Origin of the sequence: Bradyrhizobium sp. 33ap4, assembly GCF_032654765.1 — a bacterium.
In the GTDB taxonomy this organism is placed as follows: Bacteria; Pseudomonadota; Alphaproteobacteria; order Rhizobiales; family Xanthobacteraceae; genus Bradyrhizobium; species Bradyrhizobium australafricanum.
The window spans coordinates 81,051-99,276 of sequence record NZ_JAUMTJ010000025.1 but is presented as its reverse complement, the minus strand read 5'-3'; the positions used below and the strand labels follow the sequence as shown (position 1 = coordinate 99,276).

The 18,226-nt window shown below is 58.7% G+C and carries 19 protein-coding genes; 6 read left to right on the top strand and 13 right to left on the bottom strand.

The window, feature by feature from the left end:
- Positions 1 to 5: 5 nt before the first annotated feature.
- The 4 genes from modC to Q2M23_RS20730 all read left to right on the top strand — a co-directional run bounded on the left by modC (position 6) and on the right by Q2M23_RS20730 (position 3,335).
- Entirely contained in the window at positions 6 to 1,154 is a 1,149-nt protein-coding gene (gene modC / locus Q2M23_RS20745) for a molybdenum ABC transporter ATP-binding protein (protein WP_410469744.1), read from the top strand.
- Positions 1,155 to 1,186: 32 nt separating this feature from the next.
- Complete coding sequence (locus tag Q2M23_RS20740) at positions 1,187 to 1,864, top strand: DUF2478 domain-containing protein (protein WP_316396837.1); 678 nt, start codon at positions 1,187 to 1,189, stop codon at positions 1,862 to 1,864.
- 361 nt (positions 1,865 to 2,225) lie between these two features.
- Positions 2,226 to 2,780: a peroxiredoxin gene (locus Q2M23_RS20735; RefSeq protein WP_057018224.1), complete on the top strand. Its 555-nt coding sequence runs from the start codon at positions 2,226 to 2,228 to the stop codon at positions 2,778 to 2,780.
- Between the two features lie 6 nt (positions 2,781 to 2,786).
- A complete protein-coding gene (locus Q2M23_RS20730; RefSeq protein WP_316396836.1) occupies positions 2,787 to 3,335 on the top strand; it encodes a carboxymuconolactone decarboxylase family protein in 549 nt (182 codons plus the stop codon).
- A gap of 225 nt (positions 3,336 to 3,560) precedes the next feature.
- Here the strand turns inward: Q2M23_RS20730 and Q2M23_RS20725 are convergent, their stop codons facing one another.
- The 7 genes from Q2M23_RS20725 to nifH all read right to left on the bottom strand — a co-directional run bounded on the left by Q2M23_RS20725 (position 3,561) and on the right by nifH (position 11,086).
- Entirely contained in the window at positions 3,561 to 3,857 is a 297-nt protein-coding gene (locus tag Q2M23_RS20725; protein WP_316396835.1) for a ferredoxin family protein, read from the bottom strand.
- 39 nt (positions 3,858 to 3,896) lie between these two features.
- Complete coding sequence (locus Q2M23_RS20720; RefSeq protein ID WP_092084210.1) at positions 3,897 to 5,204, bottom strand: FAD-dependent oxidoreductase; 1,308 nt, start codon at positions 5,202 to 5,204, stop codon at positions 3,897 to 3,899.
- Between the two features lie 13 nt (positions 5,205 to 5,217).
- On the bottom strand, positions 5,218 to 6,327 hold the full coding sequence (locus tag Q2M23_RS20715) for an electron transfer flavoprotein subunit alpha/FixB family protein (protein WP_057018220.1): 1,110 nt from the start codon (positions 6,325 to 6,327) through the stop codon (positions 5,218 to 5,220).
- A 958-nt stretch (positions 6,328 to 7,285) separates the two neighbouring features.
- Positions 7,286 to 7,627 carry a nitrogenase stabilizing/protective protein NifW gene (gene nifW, locus Q2M23_RS20710; RefSeq protein WP_092084212.1) on the bottom strand — a complete coding sequence of 114 codons (342 nt, stop codon included), beginning with the start codon at positions 7,625 to 7,627 and terminating at the stop codon, positions 7,286 to 7,288.
- 152 nt (positions 7,628 to 7,779) lie between these two features.
- Positions 7,780 to 8,967 (bottom strand): homocitrate synthase, encoded by a 1,188-nt coding sequence (nifV, locus tag Q2M23_RS20705; RefSeq protein WP_316396834.1) that lies wholly within the window; start codon positions 8,965 to 8,967, stop codon positions 7,780 to 7,782.
- Positions 8,968 to 9,343: 376 nt separating this feature from the next.
- Positions 9,344 to 10,060 carry a nitrogen fixation protein NifQ gene (locus Q2M23_RS20700; protein WP_316396833.1) on the bottom strand — a complete coding sequence of 239 codons (717 nt, stop codon included), beginning with the start codon at positions 10,058 to 10,060 and terminating at the stop codon, positions 9,344 to 9,346.
- A gap of 141 nt (positions 10,061 to 10,201) precedes the next feature.
- Positions 10,202 to 11,086, bottom strand: coding sequence for a nitrogenase iron protein (gene nifH, locus Q2M23_RS20695; RefSeq protein WP_057018216.1), 885 nt, complete (start codon positions 11,084 to 11,086; stop codon positions 10,202 to 10,204).
- Between the two features lie 842 nt (positions 11,087 to 11,928).
- Here nifH and Q2M23_RS20690 point away from each other — a divergent pair.
- On the top strand, positions 11,929 to 12,342 hold the full coding sequence (locus tag Q2M23_RS20690) for an ArsC/Spx/MgsR family protein (protein ID WP_316396832.1): 414 nt from the start codon (positions 11,929 to 11,931) through the stop codon (positions 12,340 to 12,342).
- Between the two features lie 473 nt (positions 12,343 to 12,815).
- Positions 12,816 to 13,547 carry an OmpW family protein gene (locus tag Q2M23_RS20685; RefSeq protein WP_316396831.1) on the top strand — a complete coding sequence of 244 codons (732 nt, stop codon included), beginning with the start codon at positions 12,816 to 12,818 and terminating at the stop codon, positions 13,545 to 13,547.
- Between the two features lie 561 nt (positions 13,548 to 14,108).
- Here the strand turns inward: Q2M23_RS20685 and Q2M23_RS20680 are convergent.
- The 6 genes from Q2M23_RS20680 to Q2M23_RS20655 form a co-directional block, all read right to left on the bottom strand.
- On the bottom strand, positions 14,109 to 14,456 hold the full coding sequence (locus Q2M23_RS20680) for a (2Fe-2S) ferredoxin domain-containing protein (RefSeq protein ID WP_316396830.1): 348 nt from the start codon (positions 14,454 to 14,456) through the stop codon (positions 14,109 to 14,111).
- A 964-nt stretch (positions 14,457 to 15,420) separates the two neighbouring features.
- Entirely contained in the window at positions 15,421 to 15,894 is a 474-nt protein-coding gene (locus tag Q2M23_RS20675; RefSeq protein WP_316396829.1) for a Rieske (2Fe-2S) protein, read from the bottom strand.
- Positions 15,891 to 16,112: a hypothetical protein gene (locus Q2M23_RS20670; protein WP_057018212.1), complete on the bottom strand. Its 222-nt coding sequence runs from the start codon at positions 16,110 to 16,112 to the stop codon at positions 15,891 to 15,893. The genes Q2M23_RS20675 and Q2M23_RS20670 overlap by 4 nt, the downstream gene beginning before the upstream one ends.
- A 248-nt stretch (positions 16,113 to 16,360) precedes the next feature.
- Entirely contained in the window at positions 16,361 to 17,554 is a 1,194-nt protein-coding gene (locus Q2M23_RS20665; RefSeq protein WP_316396850.1) for a DegT/DnrJ/EryC1/StrS family aminotransferase, read from the bottom strand.
- Between the two features lie 5 nt (positions 17,555 to 17,559).
- Positions 17,560 to 17,829 (bottom strand): hypothetical protein, encoded by a 270-nt coding sequence (locus tag Q2M23_RS20660; protein ID WP_316396828.1) that lies wholly within the window; start codon positions 17,827 to 17,829, stop codon positions 17,560 to 17,562.
- Positions 17,830 to 17,863: 34 nt separating this feature from the next.
- Positions 17,864 to 18,223: a DUF3024 domain-containing protein gene (locus Q2M23_RS20655; protein ID WP_316396827.1), complete on the bottom strand. Its 360-nt coding sequence runs from the start codon at positions 18,221 to 18,223 to the stop codon at positions 17,864 to 17,866.
- Positions 18,224 to 18,226: the final 3 nt, after the last annotated feature.

Below are 18,226 nucleotides of genomic sequence, written 5' to 3'. Positions count from 1 at the left end.
GGCACGTGAGAGAAGCAAAACCGGGCTATATTGAAGTCGCCTTCAACGGCGCTATCGCAGGGATCCCGCTGGATGCGCAATTCAGCGCCCCGGCCAAAGGTGTCACGGCCGTCTTCGGTCCTCCAGGGTGCGGCAAGACCACAGTCGCGCGCTGCATTGCCGGCATCCAGCGTCTGCCGAGTGGATTCTGCGGCGTCGATGGTGAAATTTGGCAGGACGAGACGACGTTTCGGCCGCCTCATCTTCGTCCCGTCGCATATGTATTTCAGCGACCGATTCTTTTTTCCCATTTGTCTGTCAAGCGCACCCTTCTATACAACGCATCGAAATCGAGAGCGACACTGATCGACTTTGACGGTGTAGTTAAATTGCTCGACTTGGCGCCACTGCTTGATCGATCCCCGTCACATCTTTCTGGCGCCGAGCGACAGCGACTTGCCCTAGGCAGCGCGCTACTAGCCCAACCGCGGCTACTATTGCTGGACGACCCACTCATTGTGCTCGACCGTGCCGCCAAGTGCGCTATTCTGCCATTTCTCGAGCGTATGCGTGAGGAACTGACGTTGCCGATGATCTATATTTGCCATGACATGGCGGACATCGAGCGCTTTGCCGATTATCTAGTCATAATGAAGCATGGCAATGTGACTGCGGCGGGGCCGCTGCATGTCGTTCAGAGTGACCGAGCACTTGCCGCGCGCGACGAAGCGGCGGTTTGCGTTGATACCGTAGTCGGCGGCTATGACGGGCGCTATGGCCTGATCATCGTCCGCCTCAGAGGAGCGCGTCTGCTGATACCTGGGCCGCCGCTCCGACCCGGCGCCCGGCTACGGCTACGCGTTGCGGCCACCGATGTCAGCATCGCGCGCGACGCTCCGCGCGCAAGCTCCTTCCTGAATGTCTTTCCGGCACGCATCAAAGCCTTCGTACCGCTTGATGAAGCTGAGATCACGTTGGTTCTGGCGCTCGAAACCGGCCGTGCCGGCGTTCCCCTTTTGGCGCGCATCACTCGCCGCTCGTTTGATGAGCTGGGGCTCAGTAACGGAATGGACGTATTCGCCGAGGTCGCGCGCGCCTTGCCGGTCTCACCCCCCCGAGCGGCTGCTCATAACGCCTGCGACACCAGTAGGAGATATTCCACAGAAAAGAGCTAACATGCGAAACGAACCGAACTAGGATCATGGCCATGATCGACAACCTTGATGATATCGATCCGACAGATGTGGCGGCGGTTCTCTACCAGCCAGACGATGACGCCGACGAGCTCCTTGCCGATTTCGTCCAGGATCTCGCGCGGCATGACGTACGCGTCGGCGGCATCGTCCAGCGACACTTCAGGAATGCAAACGGCACGGACGTTATGCTCGCAATCGATGTTGCCACAGGGCGAGAGATCTCGATTTCCCAGCTACTCGGCAGCGGGGCGGCGTCCTGTAAACTCGATACAAACGGATTGGCCGAGGCCGCAGTTGTCGTTTCACAGGCGCTTCGCGACAAAGTCGATCTCCTCGTGATCAGCAAATTCGCCAAACAGGAAGCGGTTGGCCGCGGCCTGCGCGCTGAATTTGTTGATGCGATCACTCGGGGTACGCCGCTCCTGACAGCTGTTCCAAGAAAATGTCTTGCCGACTGGAGAGCTTTTACCGGTGATGTTGGCACGCTGCTACTTTGCGATCGTCAAGCTGTAGAAGAATGGTGGCGCGTTGTCTCCACGCGCCCGGGGCGACGCCGCGCCTTCAGCCCTAGCTGGAGCTATTTGGGGACGATGATACCGGACAGCCTGATGACGGCTGCGAGAATATCGCCGGCGTCGATTCCGGAATCGCCCCTGGGGCTCCTTCGCCGCCCACAAAAAAAGCCTTAGCATCAGCAGCCGTTTCACACGTAAGCTGCTCTGCGAGGGCGCCGTGAATCCATTTTCGGTCGGCAGTAACCGTTTTCAACCAGCGGTTCAATCGCTGGTCGAGAAATTCGGTTGCTAACTTGGACTACGGCAGCCCAATCGTCAGGTACGCACCCGTTCACGACGTTTCAACCAATCGAGCATCGCATCCAGACAGCATGATTAGAGGTGGATGTTAGGGCCGTCAGACCTCAAGACCAAATGCTTGCAGCCAAGCCGCTGGTGATCTTAGTCGCGACAATCCGATCTCGAGAACGGATGGCATATAGCTTGCTTCACCGATGACGACACAATTTACGCAAAGCACACTTGTGAGGTCAGCATGCTCGGAATTGGAAGTCAGTTGCCGCCGTTCGAAATCACAGGCGTGAAGCCCGGCTTTCAGGCGCAGGAAGAAGAAGGACACAGCGCGTTTGAGACGCTGACCGAAACGAGCTTCCCAGAAAAATGGAAGATCATCTTTTTCTACCCCAAAGATTTTACGTTCGTCTGTCCGACCGAGATTGCTGAGTTCGGCCGGCTATCCAAGGAATTCGCCGATCGCGATGCTGTGGTACTGGGCGGCTCGACTGACAATGAGTTCTGCAAGCTCGCCTGGCGGCGCTCGCATGCAGACCTGCACAACTTGCCGATTTGGCAGTTTGCCGACACAAAAGGAACCTTAGTCGACGGCCTCGGCGTACGTTCACCTGAGGGCGTTGCCTATCGCTACACCTTTATCGTCGACCCCGGCAACATAATCCAACACGTCTATGCGACAAATCTCAACGTCGGGCGTAGCCCCAAGGACACGCTCCGCGTTCTGGACGCGCTGCAGACCGACGAACTCTGTCCCTGCAACCGCGAAGTCGGCGGCGAAACGCTGAAGGTTGCGTGAGGCAGCATGTCGTCGATTGAGCAGTTGAATGAGACGATTCCCGATTTCGCCAAGGACGTCAGGCTTAATTTGGCGTCCTTGCTGGCCGATGATACGCTGTCGCCGCAGCGACAATACGGCCTGCTGCTGGCGAGCGCGATTGCCACTCGCAATGCAGCCTTGATCGCCGCGATCGAAGCGGCAGCAGCTGCCGTGATGACGCCCGCGGCGATCGCCGCAGCGAAATCCGCAGCCTCTGTGATGGCGATGAACAACGTCTACTACCGATTCGTTCACCTCGCGTCCAACCCGGAATACAAGACCATGCAGCCACGATTGCGCATGAACGTGATCGGCAATCCTGGCGTGGATAAATCCGATTTCGAGCTGTGGTCGCTGGCGGTCTCGGCTATAAATGGCTGCGGTGCCTGCATCGACGCTCATGAGAAGACGCTGCGGACTGAGGGCGTCAGTTCCGGAGTGATCCAGGCTGCCGTGCGCTTTGCTGCGATTGTGCAATCAGTGGCGGTTGCGATCGAGGCCGCCGGGCGCGCCCCGTCCAAGCCGACGGGCTGATTCCTTTGCGCGGTCGGATCGACACCGCTTACGGCGCCACTCCATTGCGGCACGACCAATCCTCGGCATTCAAGCGAGCATGATATTCTCAATCTGAGTCTTGCGGGCATCTCCTCGGTTGCCTCGTTTGAATTTCATCTTGAGTGCAGACGAGCCAGAATACGCCACAAAGGCGGCGAGATCCTCCTTGTGATGGCGATCTCACCGCCGCCTTTCGCTGCACTCTCAGCCAAACTTGAACAGCACGCCGTACCCGCCGCGCGGATGGCTCCATTTGATGTCGCCGGTGGGTTCAGCGATGACGCGGCAGGTGCCGCACTCGATGCAGCCGTCGACGGTTATCTCGACTTGGCGGTTGTCGTTAAGTTCGTAGCATCGCGCAGGGCAGGCTTTCAAAAGCGCAAGTAGCTGCGGCGACGGCGTGGTGTGCGGGCGCACGGTGACGTGAGGGCGACCGACATCGACAAGATAGCGGTTGTAGTACAGCTTGTCTTCGACGCGCACTGAGGGCTCAACATTCATTCTTTGGCCTTCCATTGTTCGATTTCACACTGTTGCCGGTCAGCGCCAGGCCCTGGCAAAACGGCACGCATCCCCGAACAGACCTGTCCATGACCGCGCCTTGACGAAGGATTTCAGGGTCACCTTCTCTTTCTCAACCTTCGGCGTACCGTCGACGCGTACAAAGTTCTGAAGCGCCTTGGAGATAAGCTGCGGATAGGTAAGAAAGAAGTTTTGCGAATGGGTGTGCATCAGCGTCGGCATGTCTTTGTACTTCTTGAGGTCTTTGATGACGAAGGACTCGTCCAGCATCTTCTTGTAGAGCAACAGATTTTTTGCGGTCATCGGCTCGCGGCGCGATTTGACCTGGGCGATCGCTTCGGCCGCAATGCGGCCTGAGGTCATCGCAAGATTGGAGCCTTCGCGATGAATGGCATTGTTGAGCTGTGCCGCATCCCCCACCACCACCCAACCCTCACCGTAGAGCTGCGGGATTGCTTTGTACCCGCCTTCAGGAATGAGATGTGCCGCATATTCCTTGACTTCGGAACCTGCGATCAGCGGCGCCACGGAGGGATGCTGCTTGAAATGATCGAGCATGCCGTAGGGTGTCTGGCCGGTGCGCTGGAAATCGGCGACGAGGCAGCCGATGCCGAGCGAGATGCACTCCTTGTTGGCATAGATGAAACCCATTCCGGTCATGCCGCGGGAAATGGTACCGGCAGCCTCGATCACGACGCCTTCGTCGCCCTTAAGATTGAAACGCGCCTCGATCGTCTCGCGAGGCAAAAAGTGCATTTCCTTCACAGCGAGCGCGACATTATCGGGTGTCGGCCGCGGGCGCAGGCCCGCCCGCGTGCCGAGGAGACCATTGACCCCCTCGGCCAGCACGACGACGTCGGCGTGTATTTCGCCGTCGCGGCGATCCGTACGAACTCCGACGATCCTCTCATGGTCGTCCCGTACGAGCTCCGTGACTGTCGTCTCGCACAGCACGGTCGCGCCGGCCTCCCGCACCTTCGAGGAGAACCATTTGTCAAACTGCGCGCGTATGATCGTGTATCGGTTCGGCCGCTCCTCGTTGAAGTCATCCGAGCGGTAGTGCACGCCGACATGGGAGCGATCGTCCATCATCCAGAACCGCTGTTCGACCAGATGGCGTTCGAGCGGCGCCTCCTCGCGAAACTCGGGTATCAGCTTTTCCATCATGTTGGCATAGAGGATTGCGCCCTGCACATTCTTCGATCCGGAATATTCGCCGCGCTCGAGCTGCAGCACCTTCATGCCGCGCTTGGCCATGGTCAACGCCGCTGCGTTGCCGGCCATACCGGCTCCGACTACGATCGCATCGAACTTCTCTTCAATCATCACATCATCTCCTCTAGACCGCGAGCCGGGCGCGCGAATTCGGCAAGAGCCTGGCGCGAAATGCGGCCGTCAGCGACGGGAGCAACTGCATGGCATCACTGACGATCGCGACATGAGCGAAATCGAAGATCGGTGCGTCCTTGTCGGTATTGATCGCGACGATCAGGTCCGCCCCCTCCACGCCGACCCTGTGCTGAATTGCGCCGGAAATGCCGGCGGCAATGTAGAGCTTTGGCCGGATGGTCTTGCCGGTCTGGCCGATCTGCCGGTCAGACGTCACCCATCCTTTTTGCACCAGAGGACGCGAGCAACCGTACTCGGCGCCAAGAAGAGTTGCTAGCTCTCGCACCAACCGAAAGTTCTCGGGCGATCCCAGTCCCAAGCCGCCGGCGACGACGACATCGGCATAAGCCAGATTTGATGTTTCGGAATCGCGATCGGGAATGAACGTCAGCACTTTCGTGACAATATCGTCTTCGACAAGACCGAGCGGATGGATGATGATACGAGCGGCGTCGCGGACGACACGCTCCGGCATCGGCATGACGCGCGGCCGGACGGTTGCCATCTGCGGACGGTAGTTCAAGGTATAAATCGTGCACAGCAACGAGCCGCCAAAGGTCGGACGCGTCGCTGCAAGGGACCCATCTGCGTCGACATCGAGCGCGGTGCAGTCGGCGGTGAGCCCCGTCGACAAGGTGGTCGCCACCGAACCTGCAAGATCGCGACCGAGTGTCGTTGCGCCCAACAGCAGGATTTCAGGCTTGTAGGTGTTGACGAGTTCAGTTAGCGCTTTGGTATAGGATTCATTTCGGTAATCCGACAAAACATTATCGCTCACGAGATAGGCCAGATCGGCGCCATAGCAAAAGGATTCAAGTGCGGCGTTACGCGTCGGCTGCCCCTCCGGACCAATAACGACCGCGGCGAGGTTCACCTTCAGCCTGTCGGCAAGTCTGCGCCCCGCCCCCATGAGTTCCCAGGAGACCGGATGCACCTGGCCACGCTCCTGCTCGACGAAAACCCAGACATGCTTGTAGGCCTTAAAGTGCTCCGGCAGTTCCTTTTTGGCCGCCGCGCGGCCGGCCGCCGCCGGCGCAGCCGTTTTGCTGACATTGCTCATGTTTTAAATTCCCCTCAATAGTGCGCGCGCCCGCGCCACAGGATTGGTTTCCAGTTCGGTTGGCTGAAGATCAGTTTTGCTCAGCAGATGGCCGGCTGCACGGTGGTTCCGCCTGCTCGGTGCGGCCCGACCGCGCAACGAGAGGCGTCGCTCGGGGCGAACGCACGGAGCGGGCCAGATTCCGAGAGGGCCTGGAGACAGGCTTCCTGTGGGCCCCGTTCGACAAGCGCCAGCGAGGCGGCCAGGCCGCTGCGATCACCCTGGTTGACCCTGTCCATGCTTGAGTACGCGGGTCCGCTTGCTTCGCAAGAGCTGCACCTCGCTTTCGGTCTAGCGCTCCACATCGGCAGTAACGACCCGGGTGATCTTGCCCCCGCGCTATCATGCGATGAGTGCTCGGCCGCCAGCGCTGGTGACTCGCGTGGGCCACCGTTGTCCCCTCTTTCTGGCGCATGTTGCTATCGGCCCTGGGGTAGATGTAGATCTGCGCACAAGCGGGCACCCGCCTGATGCTGACGAAGATGTGCATACGCTTCCCAATTGAAGCGTGGACGGGCGGCTTACCCGTTGGCCGCCCTCGCGGGCTCGATAGTGGCTTTAATCCCATCAAAAGCCAGCTCGCTTGGCACTGCGCGAGCGTGAGCCACGAAATGTTGCCGTACAACTCGGTAGGCAGTAGGCGCAACGTGAAAGGTTTTCCTTCAGATCTCATTTCGGACGGCTACCATTTATTGCATCGATGACTGGATCGACACGACAACAGCAAGTGTCGTACCAGTTGCAAGAACCAAGTAAATCGGGCGAACTCAATGGCTTATGAGGCACTTGGAACGGCTGCTAATCCCCAGGAGACGATCCGTTCGGACAAGGGTCGGGAATACGACAGCGTCGCGCGAGTCCTGGCGGAGAGAGTTGATGGAAGGAGACGAAGCCTGCACGAGGAGCCGTCAGCGTAAGATCATTTCAGCTCGCTCAATGGGACAAAGGCCGTCGGCTTGCCACGGTCTGCGACGGCATCCTTCAAAACCTTGAACACCCGCTGCTCGATTGGCGACGATGCCACGAAGTCGGCATAGGCCTGCTCCAGCATCGCTTTGCAACGAGCTCTGATGTCCGGCTCTGCGACACCTGCGAATTGCTCATTGGCAAAATATTGTCCCATGCGCTTTAGGATGTGAAGGCGCGCGACATCGACGATCATAGGGTCGTAATCGACGCCCAGCACTGAAAAAAACTCTTCCGCCGACGAAGCCTTGCTGAGCCGATCCAGGATACCGGCTGTTGGGTGCGAGTTACTCATCGAAAAATCCCCTTTGAATCAGCGGGTGGACGGTCGGCCAAAAGGCGGCAGAGGCTGGGTCATCGTAGTGCGTGCCCCCTCGTGCAACCATGCGGAGGCAGGCCAGTGTTCCTCGTCTTGAGTGTATCCCAGACGTTGCTGGGCGGGGCTGGTCACGCCGGGTGGGTCGCCAAGCATCCGCACACATCACGCCAGATCGCCACCAAGGTTTCGCGCTCGACCGGCAGCTTGTGCTCGACGGCATGTTTGCGTGCTTGCGACAGGATCTGTCTGGCCTGATCGGTGCTGGCGACGAGCTGTAATTCTTTGAGCAACGCGGTGATCGCCGACAGCCCGGAATGCTTGCCGATCACAAAACGGTTGCGGCGCCCAAGCAGAACCGGGTCAAGCGACTGGTAGGTGCGTTGATCCTTCAAAAGGCCATCCACATGAATGCCCGATTCATGCGTAAACACATGCTCTCCGACGATGGCCTTGTTCAGAGGAATCGCACGTGCGGCTGCGGCTGCAACCACCGCAGCGACGTTCTCGAGCTCCGACAGTATGATGCCAGTCTCGCGGCTATAGAGCTGCTTGAGTGCGACCGCGACCTCCTCGAGCGGTGCATTTCCGGCCCGCTCGCCGAGGCCGATAACGGTTACCGAGGCGTGGCTCGCGCCGGCCTTGATGGCGGAGAGCGTATTGGCGGTTGCGAGACCAAGATCATCGTGACCATGAAACTCGAGTTCGAGATCCGTGGTCGCACGCAAATTTCCAACCAGCGCGAAGGTTGTATCCGGGTCGAGCACACTGAGCGTATCGGCAATACGAAATCTCCGCGCTCCCGCCTCTTTTGCGGCTGCTACCAGTCTGATGAGAAAATCGATGTCGGCGCGGGAGGAGTCCTCGCCGCCGACGGCGACCTCAAGTCCCTGCTCGCGGGCGTAACCTACTACTCGCTTCACTTGCTCCAGCGCCAGGTCGCGACAACCGCCAAGTTTGGCCGCGATCTGCACATCGGAACTTGGGATCGACATATTGACCATGGACACCTTCGCTTCGATCGCGGCATCGATGTCCGCTTGCCGCATCCGGCACCAGCCTATGGTGGTCAGCGGAAGCTCCGCTTCGACGATTGCGCGGATGGCGGCGATCTCCTCGTTGCCCATCGCGGGCGTTCCCGCCTCGATCTCCGTCACGCCGGCCCGCGCCAAAGCCTGCGCGATCGCCAGCTTTTCCTCTGTGGTGAACGCAACACCAGGCGCCTGCTCGCCGTCGCGTAATGTCGTGTCGTTGAGCACGGTCGGCCTGACGTGCGCCTGCTCGGACCAAGGCGGTTTGGCTGTGGTGGTGGCGGCCATCACGAAAGGGCTCCTCATTGTTTTCGACCTAGAGCGCTTCAGCAACCCGCATGCCAGCCCGCCATCGTTGACAACCCGTTGAAAATGATACGCTCTTCTCCTCGGCTGACCTTCGCAATTGGATTGTCGCAAACGCGACAGGTGCACGAAGCGGACGCCTCACCTTGCCTCTTGCCTCGCTGAACTCGAATGTTGACGCGATTGCACTATGGGATGCGGAAAACGTTGCGAAGCCCCTGTGGCTCGGCATTGCCTTGGACCTCATAGTCGCGTCCGCATCGAATGGCGTTAGCCTCGCCCTTCAGCTCCTGCGAAGTTCGCCAAAGCCCGCGATGCGTTATCAGATGACCGGGAGATCGAGGAACCTTGTGGCAACTCAAATAGGCCAGTCGCCACTGACTTCCGGGCGAGCTGCCTGCAACAGAAGGTCGCGCCGGCGCTCGGCCATCCGACTCTCGCCGCTTTCTTCGCCGAAGCAGAGATTGAAGTCGTTACATTGTGTGCACACGGGCGTTGTGCACATGACGAGGCCTTCGTCCTCGCATAGCGAGCGGTAGAAGAAGCGCTTCCAGCGCATATTGTTGATATTGCGCGCGGCGAGGGGCGCGAAGTGGCGGCTTAGTAGCCGCGAGAGTTCGCCACGATTGCGCAACCCGAGATCTTCCCACAGGTGATCTGGCTCTATGGAGCGGCGGGCGATCATGGCGGCCAGCCAGGCGCCGATATGCCCTTCCGTCGAGCGTTGCTTGAGTAAGAGATCGCGCACCATCGAGATTTCGTCATTTTCATCGCACTTAGACGCCAGGAGCTGCCCCGAGATCTTGACCTCAACCGACGGAAAATAGAGCCCCAGCAGGGCCGCCAGCTCGTGGCCCGACAGGCCGGCCTTCTCGGGAAGCGCACCACCATCCATCGAGGCGGCCGCCAGGATCGACGCCAGGACATGGCAATCGAAATTGCTGTCGGTGACAATGTCGGCATCTTCAGGAGGCACGCCAATAAGCGCTCGGTAGGTTTCAATTCCTCGCTGCACATCGCTGCTCGCATCGACGGCGCAAGCAGCCATAAACGTAAGGAGGTGCGTTTCGGGCATGATGTTTTTGGGCTAAGCAGTCACGTTTGCCCCGCCCCGTTCTGGCTGGTCGAGTGCTGTTAGAGTGCCGGTCTCCCCGGATGGGGGGTGAGGGAGACCGGCATCCGTCGCGCGCCTTCAACAGGCCGCGACCCGCGACCCTTATGAGGCCGCGAGTTCGGCGGCGGTCTTGCCGATGATGGATTCGTCGACGGCCTTCATTATGCCATGCTCCATCAGCATGTCCTCGAGCTCGTCCATAGAGATCGGGGTGGGAATGATGCCCTTGCCGCCATTGTTGTGGATTTTGGTTGCAAGATTGCGATAGTGATCGGCCTGCTGCGACTCGGGCGCATACTCGAGCACCGTCATGCGCCGCAGCTCGGCATGCTGCACCACATTGTCGCGCGGCACGAAGTAGATCAGCTGAGTGCCTAACTTCTTCGCCAGCGCCTCCGCCAGCTCCAGCTCCTTATCGGTCTGCCGCTCATTACAGACCAGGCCACCCAGCCGCACGCCACCCGAGTTGGCGTATTTCAGGATGCCCTTGGAGATGTTGTTTGCGGCATACATCGCCATCATTTCACCCGACATGACGATATAGATTTCCTGCGCCTTGTTCTCGCGGATTGGCATCGCGAAGCCCCCGCAAACGACGTCGCCGAGCACATCGTAGGAGACATAGTCAATGTTCTCGTAGGCGCCGTTCTCCTCCAGGAAATTGATCGAGGTGATGACACCGCGGCCGGCGCAGCCGACACCCGGCTCAGGGCCACCGGACTCCACGCAGCGGATGTCCTTGTAGCCGACCTTCATCACATCCTCGAGTTCGAGATCCTCCACGCTGCCGGCGCTCGCTGCAAGACTCAAGATCGTGTCCTGCGCCTTGGCATGCAGGATCAGGCGGGTCGAATCCGCCTTAGGATCGCATCCCACAATCAGGATTTTCTGGCCCATTTCGGCCAGTGCCGCCAACGTGTTCTGGGAAGTGGTCGACTTGCCGATGCCGCCCTTTCCGTAGAACGCGATTTGTCTCAGTGAAGACATTTAGTTCTCCATCAACCGATTTGCCAAAAGTTGCGTGCTTCCTACACGCGAGCTTGTTTCTCTTTCAGAAACGGGGCACACGGGTTCAAGGGAAGGAGCGCATCGCTCGTCTTACGCGTCGGCGTGCACCCAGCCCCTCACTCAGTGTTGCTGCCGGTGAATAGCAACTGCCGTGCCAACGCTATCCAGGCTCATTAAGCTTCTGATTAGGTTCTAAAAAACCAACTGTCCGTTGAGTAGCCCCAAGACGTTTTGGACGGACAGGATCTTCGCCCCTGTCAGAAAACGAACAACGGCAATACCCATCAACCGAAAAGCCGCAGCTTGGCATGACCTGATCCAATGCCCTTAAATGGAACGGGACTTGCTCCCTTTCTTGCAAGCCGGTGGTCGGCAATTTGCGAAGAGTGAAATGCAGGTCGAAGTCGGAACCTCTAAGTGGCCTGGCGAGGGTGTTCGTGGATCGCGGATGACGAAATCAATTGTGCGGCATAACTCGCGATCCAGCTGATCAGATCGACGCATGACCTTACGGCAGCAAGAAGCACGCGGCCGCCTACGGATCGAAGCTAACTGGGTCCTGTTTCGAGATTCGCTATGAGACATAAAAGGCCGATGCTCGTTGATAAGTTGGCGGCTCAATTTCTAGCTGGCTCGGATCTTGCTCGTTTGCGAGCCACCCCGGGAGATCACGGCCGTCGATCGCACTAACGCCAGCGCACGCACGGTACGGTGCTTACGCCACTGACGGGCGATGGTGCGCAACGGTGTCAAAATGCGCTTTCGGACGTAGCGGAACTGCCGCCGACCGTTCAGCTCGGCGCAGCCACATGAGGTACACCATGGCGACAATCCTTTTTTATCGGAAGCCCGGCTGCGTCGCCAATGCGCGTCAGATGCTGGCGCTGAAGGCCGCTGGCCACGACCTGATAGCCAAGGATATATTGAAGGAGCCATGGGCTGCGGAGGACTTGCGACGCTTCTTCGGCAGTATGCCGATCGCATCCTGGTTCAACCGAGCCGCCCCTCGTATCAAGTCGGGGCACATCGATCCTGACACAATCGACGCCGCGAGTGCGCTCGCGGCGATGCTGGCAGATCCGCTTCTGATCAGACGACCGCTGATCAACGCCGACGGTGCAAGATGCGCCGGTTTCGATCATGAACTCGTGCTGTCGCTTCTTGGTCGGGATACGCAAGATGATCTTGAGGGGCGCTCCCAGGAACGACAGGACACGCACTGTCCATCGTTGTGAGGAAACGATCGATCATACTACTATTGCCGCCAACCAATCCGAACAACGATCCTCCCACTCCCGTCCATTTTTAGAATGGCTGACGGTACTTCGCTGAGAATGCCGGCGTGCGTGGCTCTTCGTAACCAGCAGCGCCCAGGCTGCTCGGCTTGAATACGACCTTTCCATCGCCCGCTTGCGTGAAACCGCCGCAGCTCGATCGCGCTTATCGCACATGATGTCTTCAGTCTGAATTTGCCGGCGCTTTACGCCGAGACGCGGCTTATTGAATAGATTCGGCTCAGACAGAACATTGAACTGAATAACGATCTAGACAGAGAACGCGAAGCTCGCGGCCGTGATCCTTATGCAACGTGGCTGCAGAATTGCGCTACGTCCGCCGCCATTTGATCAGCATCAAATCCTTCGCCGTCTGCCATGTGTGACAGAAGTCTCGCGCGACTCTTCGCGCGAACTTTGGAATGGAGAATTCGATGAGGACAACGACAATTCTGACAACGGCATCGCTGCTTGCGCTCGCCACCCCGCTGGCCAGCATCCCGGTAAAGGCCGCGGACCTGGCGCGGGCCCCGATCTACTACAAAGCGCCTCAGATTGAGCCCTTCAATCCGTGGATGATCCGCTTGCGCGTGCTTGGCGTTTTGCCGGATACCGCCGGAAGCTCAGTCAATGTTGCAGGGGCGCCGGCGCTGTCCTCGCCCGCTTCCGGACTATCGATCAGCGACCAAGTGGTACCGGAGCTCGACATCACCTATTTCTTCACAAACAATGTTGCCGCCGAACTCATTCTCGGCGTGACCCGTCATCACATCAGCGGCACGGGCACGCTAACTGGTCTAGATGTCGGCAAAGCTTGGCTGTTGCCGCCAACCCTGACTCTGCAATATCACTTCACCGATTTCGGCCCGTTCAAGCCCTACATCGGCGCGGGCATCAACTACACCGTATTCTTCAACCAATCCGCAGCCAATACGTCACTCACTGGCCCTGCAGTGACGGATTTGCACATCAGCAACCAGTTTGGTGCCGCGGTCCAATTCGGCTTCGACTATATGCTTGACCGTCATTGGGGTCTCAACTTCGACGTGAAGAAGTTGTGGTTGCGACCGAATTATTCGGCGACCGTAAACAATGCAATTGCTGTCACCGGCCGCGCGAATATCGACCCATGGCTCGTCAGCGGCGGCATCACTTACAAGTTCTGACGCTAAGAACTCGCTTCAGTGAGCTCTCGGACGCGCCGCCTCGTCTGGCGCGTCTTCCCGCTGTAGTGCAGTACAAAGGCGAGCGGGATGATGTGTAAAACGACACGTCGTCTCGCCGAAGGCCGGGAGCCATTCGCAGCTTACTCTCGCTGCGAGCTTTGGACGTGGCGGTAAATGACGGAGCACAAACAGATCGAGCCAATAGCGGTCAATAAAATCCTAATCGTGTTTCCTTCTCGGCGGAAGCAGAAGCGGTCACCCTGCTTATCGGAGCCGAGAATTCAAGCCCGAACGCCACCGTGTGAGAACGATCGCGCCTGCAACAGACTTGAGTTCAGGGCTCATCGGCCCCGATCATGAGCAGGACTCCGGTCGAGGCTTCCCTCTCACCAGATGATCCGGATCCAGGGCCATAACGACGGTTCAGTAGTCCGCCGCTGCGCACGTACTGGAAGCGTTAGGGCGCCCCGATCATCGGAAACATGCCGAGATGCCAGCTGGCTGGGCGTATAAGCTGCCCATATAGACGACGCCCGGGCAAGCGGCGCTAAAACGGAGCCTTTAGCTTCGCCTCAGCACCATCACGAGGCGGTCGACACGTTTGCCCTGCTTGAGATGGGAGTCTACGATTTCATCAACGTCTTCGGGCGTGGTGGCGCGATACCAGATCCCGTCTGGATAGACGACCATCAAAGGACCGGAGTTACAAAAGCCAAGGCAGCCCGCCACGGTGAAACCGACATCGGTGAGGCCTTGGGCTTCGACTGCCTTACCCATCCGATCCCAGAGGGCCTGCGCCCCAGAAGCGCCGCAGCTGCCGTGCGGATGATCGGGCGGACGCTGCGTGTGGCAGGCAAAGACGTGATGCCGATAAAGTTGAGGAAGCTCGAATTCGGTTTCTGCGTTCATGCGTCTATCCTGCAATCAACGGCTTCATCTGAGAAGAGACAAGATCCGGGCGCATCCGCCCAAAACGTCTTCTCTTCATTCGAACGCCGTATCGGCCATAACCAATTTACACTCGTGCTTGCGAAGGCAGGCGAAATGAGCGGGCGACATATTGATGATCATCGCTGACCGATCAGCCACAGATGCTTGCCATATGAAACAACCCGCCATGATCAATTTCAGCGTCGTGATCTTCTTTTCCCTCATCACTTACGCGACCATCCAACTCCCCAAAGCAAGTTCCGCACCAGATTGCGCAGCGCTTGTTTCTCCAACAATCTCATTCTTCGCTCCGAGACGACCGACAATTATGCCGAGCTCGCGACAATGTCGCCCGCCTCTGTTTCGTGCATGACAAATGTTGCATCGCGTTCGACACTCTTCCGCCTCAGCCATTCGCAGTTCGTACGTAGCGCGCCCATGTCCCCGTTAATGCATCGACCTTGGCCGACGCCGTCGGCTGACGAGATGGCGGCGACCGCTAGGCCATCGCATGAACGGAGGCTTGGCATTGCAATTGCTACGCCCGCTTCAGCGGTCGGCCAAAAAATCGGAACATAGGAAAATCGGGACACAGGATCGTCATTCCTCCAGACCAAACGGTCCTGTCAGTCTGGGCCTCCCCATTTCATACAGCCCAGACGGTGCCCTCGGCGAGCTTGTAGCCGCCGAGGGCATTTCCTTCTCGAAAATTCTATCCACCGGCAACTAATGGCCTTGCTCGCTCCGTTCGGTGAGCTAGCGCCAGAAACCTCGTTGGTGCCGCCAAGATCGCGGTTGCTGTTCGGACTCCGGCAAGACCCGCCAGCTTTCACTCTCAGTTCACACGTATTGACGCGGGTCCGGGACAGTACTCGTGAGTCCGATGGCTCTATTCGGCGATGCGCGCTAAAGCGACTTGATTAGCGGCCAAGTGATACGCCTGTTAATCAGGATGAATCGTAATATCCATGGTTTCGTCGCTGTCCTCAAACGAGTCGCACAACCGATCGTCCTCCAGTAACCTGACGCCGCACAGGCAGACGTCACCGTCGATGATGGCGAGCGCGACCGGTTCAAGCGCTTGTCCATTGCAGGGACCATCGATGCATAGCCCAGTGTCGATCTCAAATCTGGCACCGTGCCTGCCGCATCTGAGAAAGGAGCGGTCAGAGGAGAAAAACTCGCCGGAGCCGATGTTGAGCCATAAGCTATCATGCGGACAGCGATTGACGTACCCTAAATAGTCGTCGCCGAACGTGCGAACCACAATAATTGGAAACGGGCGGCTTTCGCCGCGGTCGTCGACTCGCGACAAGTTGAAGCCCCTGGCGCCACTTCGCTCGATGGCATCGGCGGGACAGACGGCGAAAACCGCGATCTGGTCACTCATCGGGTTGCCAATCATCCCTTTGCTCATCCGGGCCTCGCAGTTTCCTGCTTGAAGGCTTCGACCGTAGTCCGGGCCAGCCGGAAAGCGCCGCGGCCACGAGCGAGCGGTCGATAATTCGAACCGACACGGGTGTTGAGCACATCAAACCACTGGTCCGGCGTGAGCTTCGCCGGGCGCTCGCTGATTTGGATCACCCTCCCGTTCGGACCGAAGCGGACGTGAATGATGACTTGTTGCGGGTCCATTGCAATTCCCTATTTAGCCGACTTTAAAGACCCGAGCCGAGACTGAGGATCTCAAATAGCTCGGTTTCCAGCAGCCTCGCGCGTGGCCTCGAGCCGTGGATTTCAGACCGCGCCTCGCTACCTTCGAGCAGGTCGTGCTCACGGGCCCGCCCTTGGTCGTTCGACCTTGCTCATCCGGCGCGATGAAGCACAACTACGATCATCGCTATTCAAATGCTCGTCCTTCCGTGTGGTGGATGATTCGCATCTCAGTAGATCGCTGCACCCGCGCCCACGTTGATCGACGCATCTTTCATGGTCTCGACAATAAACTCGATCTTGTCGTTCGAAAGATGAGTGTGAAACGGCAGTGCCAGGGCGCGATCGGCGATCTTTTCCGTAACCAGCAAATCGCCACGGCGATAGCCGAGGTCGAAATAATGGCGTTGCAAGTGCAGAGGATGGCTATAGGCGACGGATTCAATTTGGGCGGCGCGCAGATCCTCGACGATAGCGTCGCGGCCGGATCGCGTGAAGCGCGTTCCCAGATGGACGAGATAGAGCAACCAGTTAACCTCGGTCACATGAGGGCCTACGTAAGGCGGCTTAATACCTTCAAATGATTGCATATGCGCGCTGTAGAGCTGCTCCACCAGGCGACGACGCTCCAGGATTTCATCGAGACGCTGGAGCTGCGCCAGCCCCAAGGCTGCCGTGAGATCGCTCATGCCGGCCTGGTACGGTGCTGTGGCGCCGACGATCACGGAAGAGCGCTCGTCCAGGCGGTGGGCGCGATAGCGGCGCACGCCAACCGCAAGGTCGATATCGTCCGTTACCACCATTGCGCCTTCGCCGCAGCTTAGGGCCAGGGGTTGGGCAAAGTCGAAAACCGCCAGATCGCCAAACCGGCCGACGAGTTCGCCCTTGTACCGCGATCCGATTGCTTCGGTGGAATCCTCCAAAAGTGCCAGATGATGGCGCTGCGCGATCACACGCAGTTCTGACCACGGCGCGGGATGGCCGTTGGGATTACCGGCGACAATCGCCCGCGTGTTGGCCGTGATGCGCTCTTCGGCTTTCTCTGGGAGCAATGTTCCCGACCAATAGTCGATGTCGGCAAATACCGCCCGCGCGCCTGCGAGACCGATCGCATGGACCGTCTCGCGAAAGGAATACGGCGAGGCAATGACCTCCTGTCCTGGCCCGACGCCGAGTGCCTTGAGCGCCAGCAGCAGCCCGATGGTGCCGCTCGATACTGCTACCGCATATTTGCGGCCAAGATAGACAGCAAACGCCTGCTCGAACGCCTCGGTGATCCGCCCATTGGAGATCTGCGGCGAGCACAGAAGCGCTTCCACGGCGGAGAGCTCGGCGAAGCTGATATCGGGATCGGACAGTGGAATGAAGGATGTATTTGCCTCCTTCCCGTCCGGGCCATCAAGCCGATGCTCTGCCAGTTCAATTCCGTTCACCCTACAGTATTCCTCTTCGCTAACACGATAGCGGTCGCCCGCTTCGGATCGGCTGTAATCTGCACGCAGTGATCCGACCCATCGAGCAAATGCAGATCGAAACTAGGAAATTGCCGAAACGGCGGATCCGTCACATCCGACGCATCGCAGCGAACGCATGCAAGCCGCGGAAAGCGGCGCCGCAGCTCGACGAAGGGACCGGTGTCGGCGTCATCGACCGCAAGCAGTCGCTCGATTTCGATCAGTTCCTCCGCAGTGAGCGCCATCGTGACTTCTCCATGATTCGTCAACGGCAATTCGTCACTGCCAGAACAAGCGCTCGGGATCCGCGTTCAATTCGTCGATTGCTGAACTCAGGCGGTGGTAAAGGCTGTAAAACTCCCAGATACCTTGCGCGTGGTTCTTGCGAAACACTTTCCAGATCCCGCTCACGGCATCATAAAGAATCAGCGCGACATCAATGAGGCCGCCATCCGTGTCGATATTGCGCGAGCAGCATGGACTTTCGACCAGATAGCCGCCCTTCACCGGCGTCACGTTCGGCGAGACATAGAGATAGCGATTGCGCGAGCTCAAGCCGCGCTCGATCCGCTTGCGATCCAGCTCGTTCGGGTGAGGGACCAGCCCGGTCTTTACCTTCCTCATCAGCCCGGCATTCATCGC

Bases quoted from the DNA above. Each gene is read 5' to 3' on its own strand.
- Q2M23_RS20730 (WP_316396836.1), top strand. From the start codon at position 2,787: ATGTCGTCGATTGAGCAGTTGAATGAGACGATTCCCGATTTCGCCAAG.
- Q2M23_RS20675 (WP_316396829.1), bottom strand. From the start codon at position 15,894: ATGAGCAAAGGGATGATTGGCAACCCGATGAGTGACCAGATCGCGGTT.
- Q2M23_RS20720 (WP_092084210.1), bottom strand. From the start codon at position 5,204: ATGATTGAAGAGAAGTTCGATGCGATCGTAGTCGGAGCCGGTATGGCC.
- Q2M23_RS20740 (WP_316396837.1), top strand. From the start codon at position 1,187: ATGATCGACAACCTTGATGATATCGATCCGACAGATGTGGCGGCGGTT.
- Q2M23_RS20660 (WP_316396828.1), bottom strand. From the start codon at position 17,829: ATGGCGCTCACTGCGGAGGAACTGATCGAAATCGAGCGACTGCTTGCG.
- Q2M23_RS20670 (WP_057018212.1), bottom strand. From the start codon at position 16,112: ATGGACCCGCAACAAGTCATCATTCACGTCCGCTTCGGTCCGAACGGG.
- Q2M23_RS20725 (WP_316396835.1), bottom strand. From the start codon at position 3,857: ATGAATGTTGAGCCCTCAGTGCGCGTCGAAGACAAGCTGTACTACAAC.
- Q2M23_RS20685 (WP_316396831.1), top strand. From the start codon at position 12,816: ATGAGGACAACGACAATTCTGACAACGGCATCGCTGCTTGCGCTCGCC.
- nifW (WP_092084212.1), bottom strand. From the start codon at position 7,627: ATGAGTAACTCGCACCCAACAGCCGGTATCCTGGATCGGCTCAGCAAG.
- nifV (WP_316396834.1), bottom strand. From the start codon at position 8,967: ATGGCCGCCACCACCACAGCCAAACCGCCTTGGTCCGAGCAGGCGCAC.
- Q2M23_RS20680 (WP_316396830.1), bottom strand. From the start codon at position 14,456: ATGAACGCAGAAACCGAATTCGAGCTTCCTCAACTTTATCGGCATCAC.
- Q2M23_RS20655 (WP_316396827.1), bottom strand. From the start codon at position 18,223: ATGAATGCCGGGCTGATGAGGAAGGTAAAGACCGGGCTGGTCCCTCAC.
- Q2M23_RS20715 (WP_057018220.1), bottom strand. From the start codon at position 6,327: ATGAGCAATGTCAGCAAAACGGCTGCGCCGGCGGCGGCCGGCCGCGCG.
- Q2M23_RS20735 (WP_057018224.1), top strand. From the start codon at position 2,226: ATGCTCGGAATTGGAAGTCAGTTGCCGCCGTTCGAAATCACAGGCGTG.
- nifH (WP_057018216.1), bottom strand. From the start codon at position 11,086: ATGTCTTCACTGAGACAAATCGCGTTCTACGGAAAGGGCGGCATCGGC.
- Q2M23_RS20690 (WP_316396832.1), top strand. From the start codon at position 11,929: ATGGCGACAATCCTTTTTTATCGGAAGCCCGGCTGCGTCGCCAATGCG.
- Q2M23_RS20700 (WP_316396833.1), bottom strand. From the start codon at position 10,060: ATGCCCGAAACGCACCTCCTTACGTTTATGGCTGCTTGCGCCGTCGAT.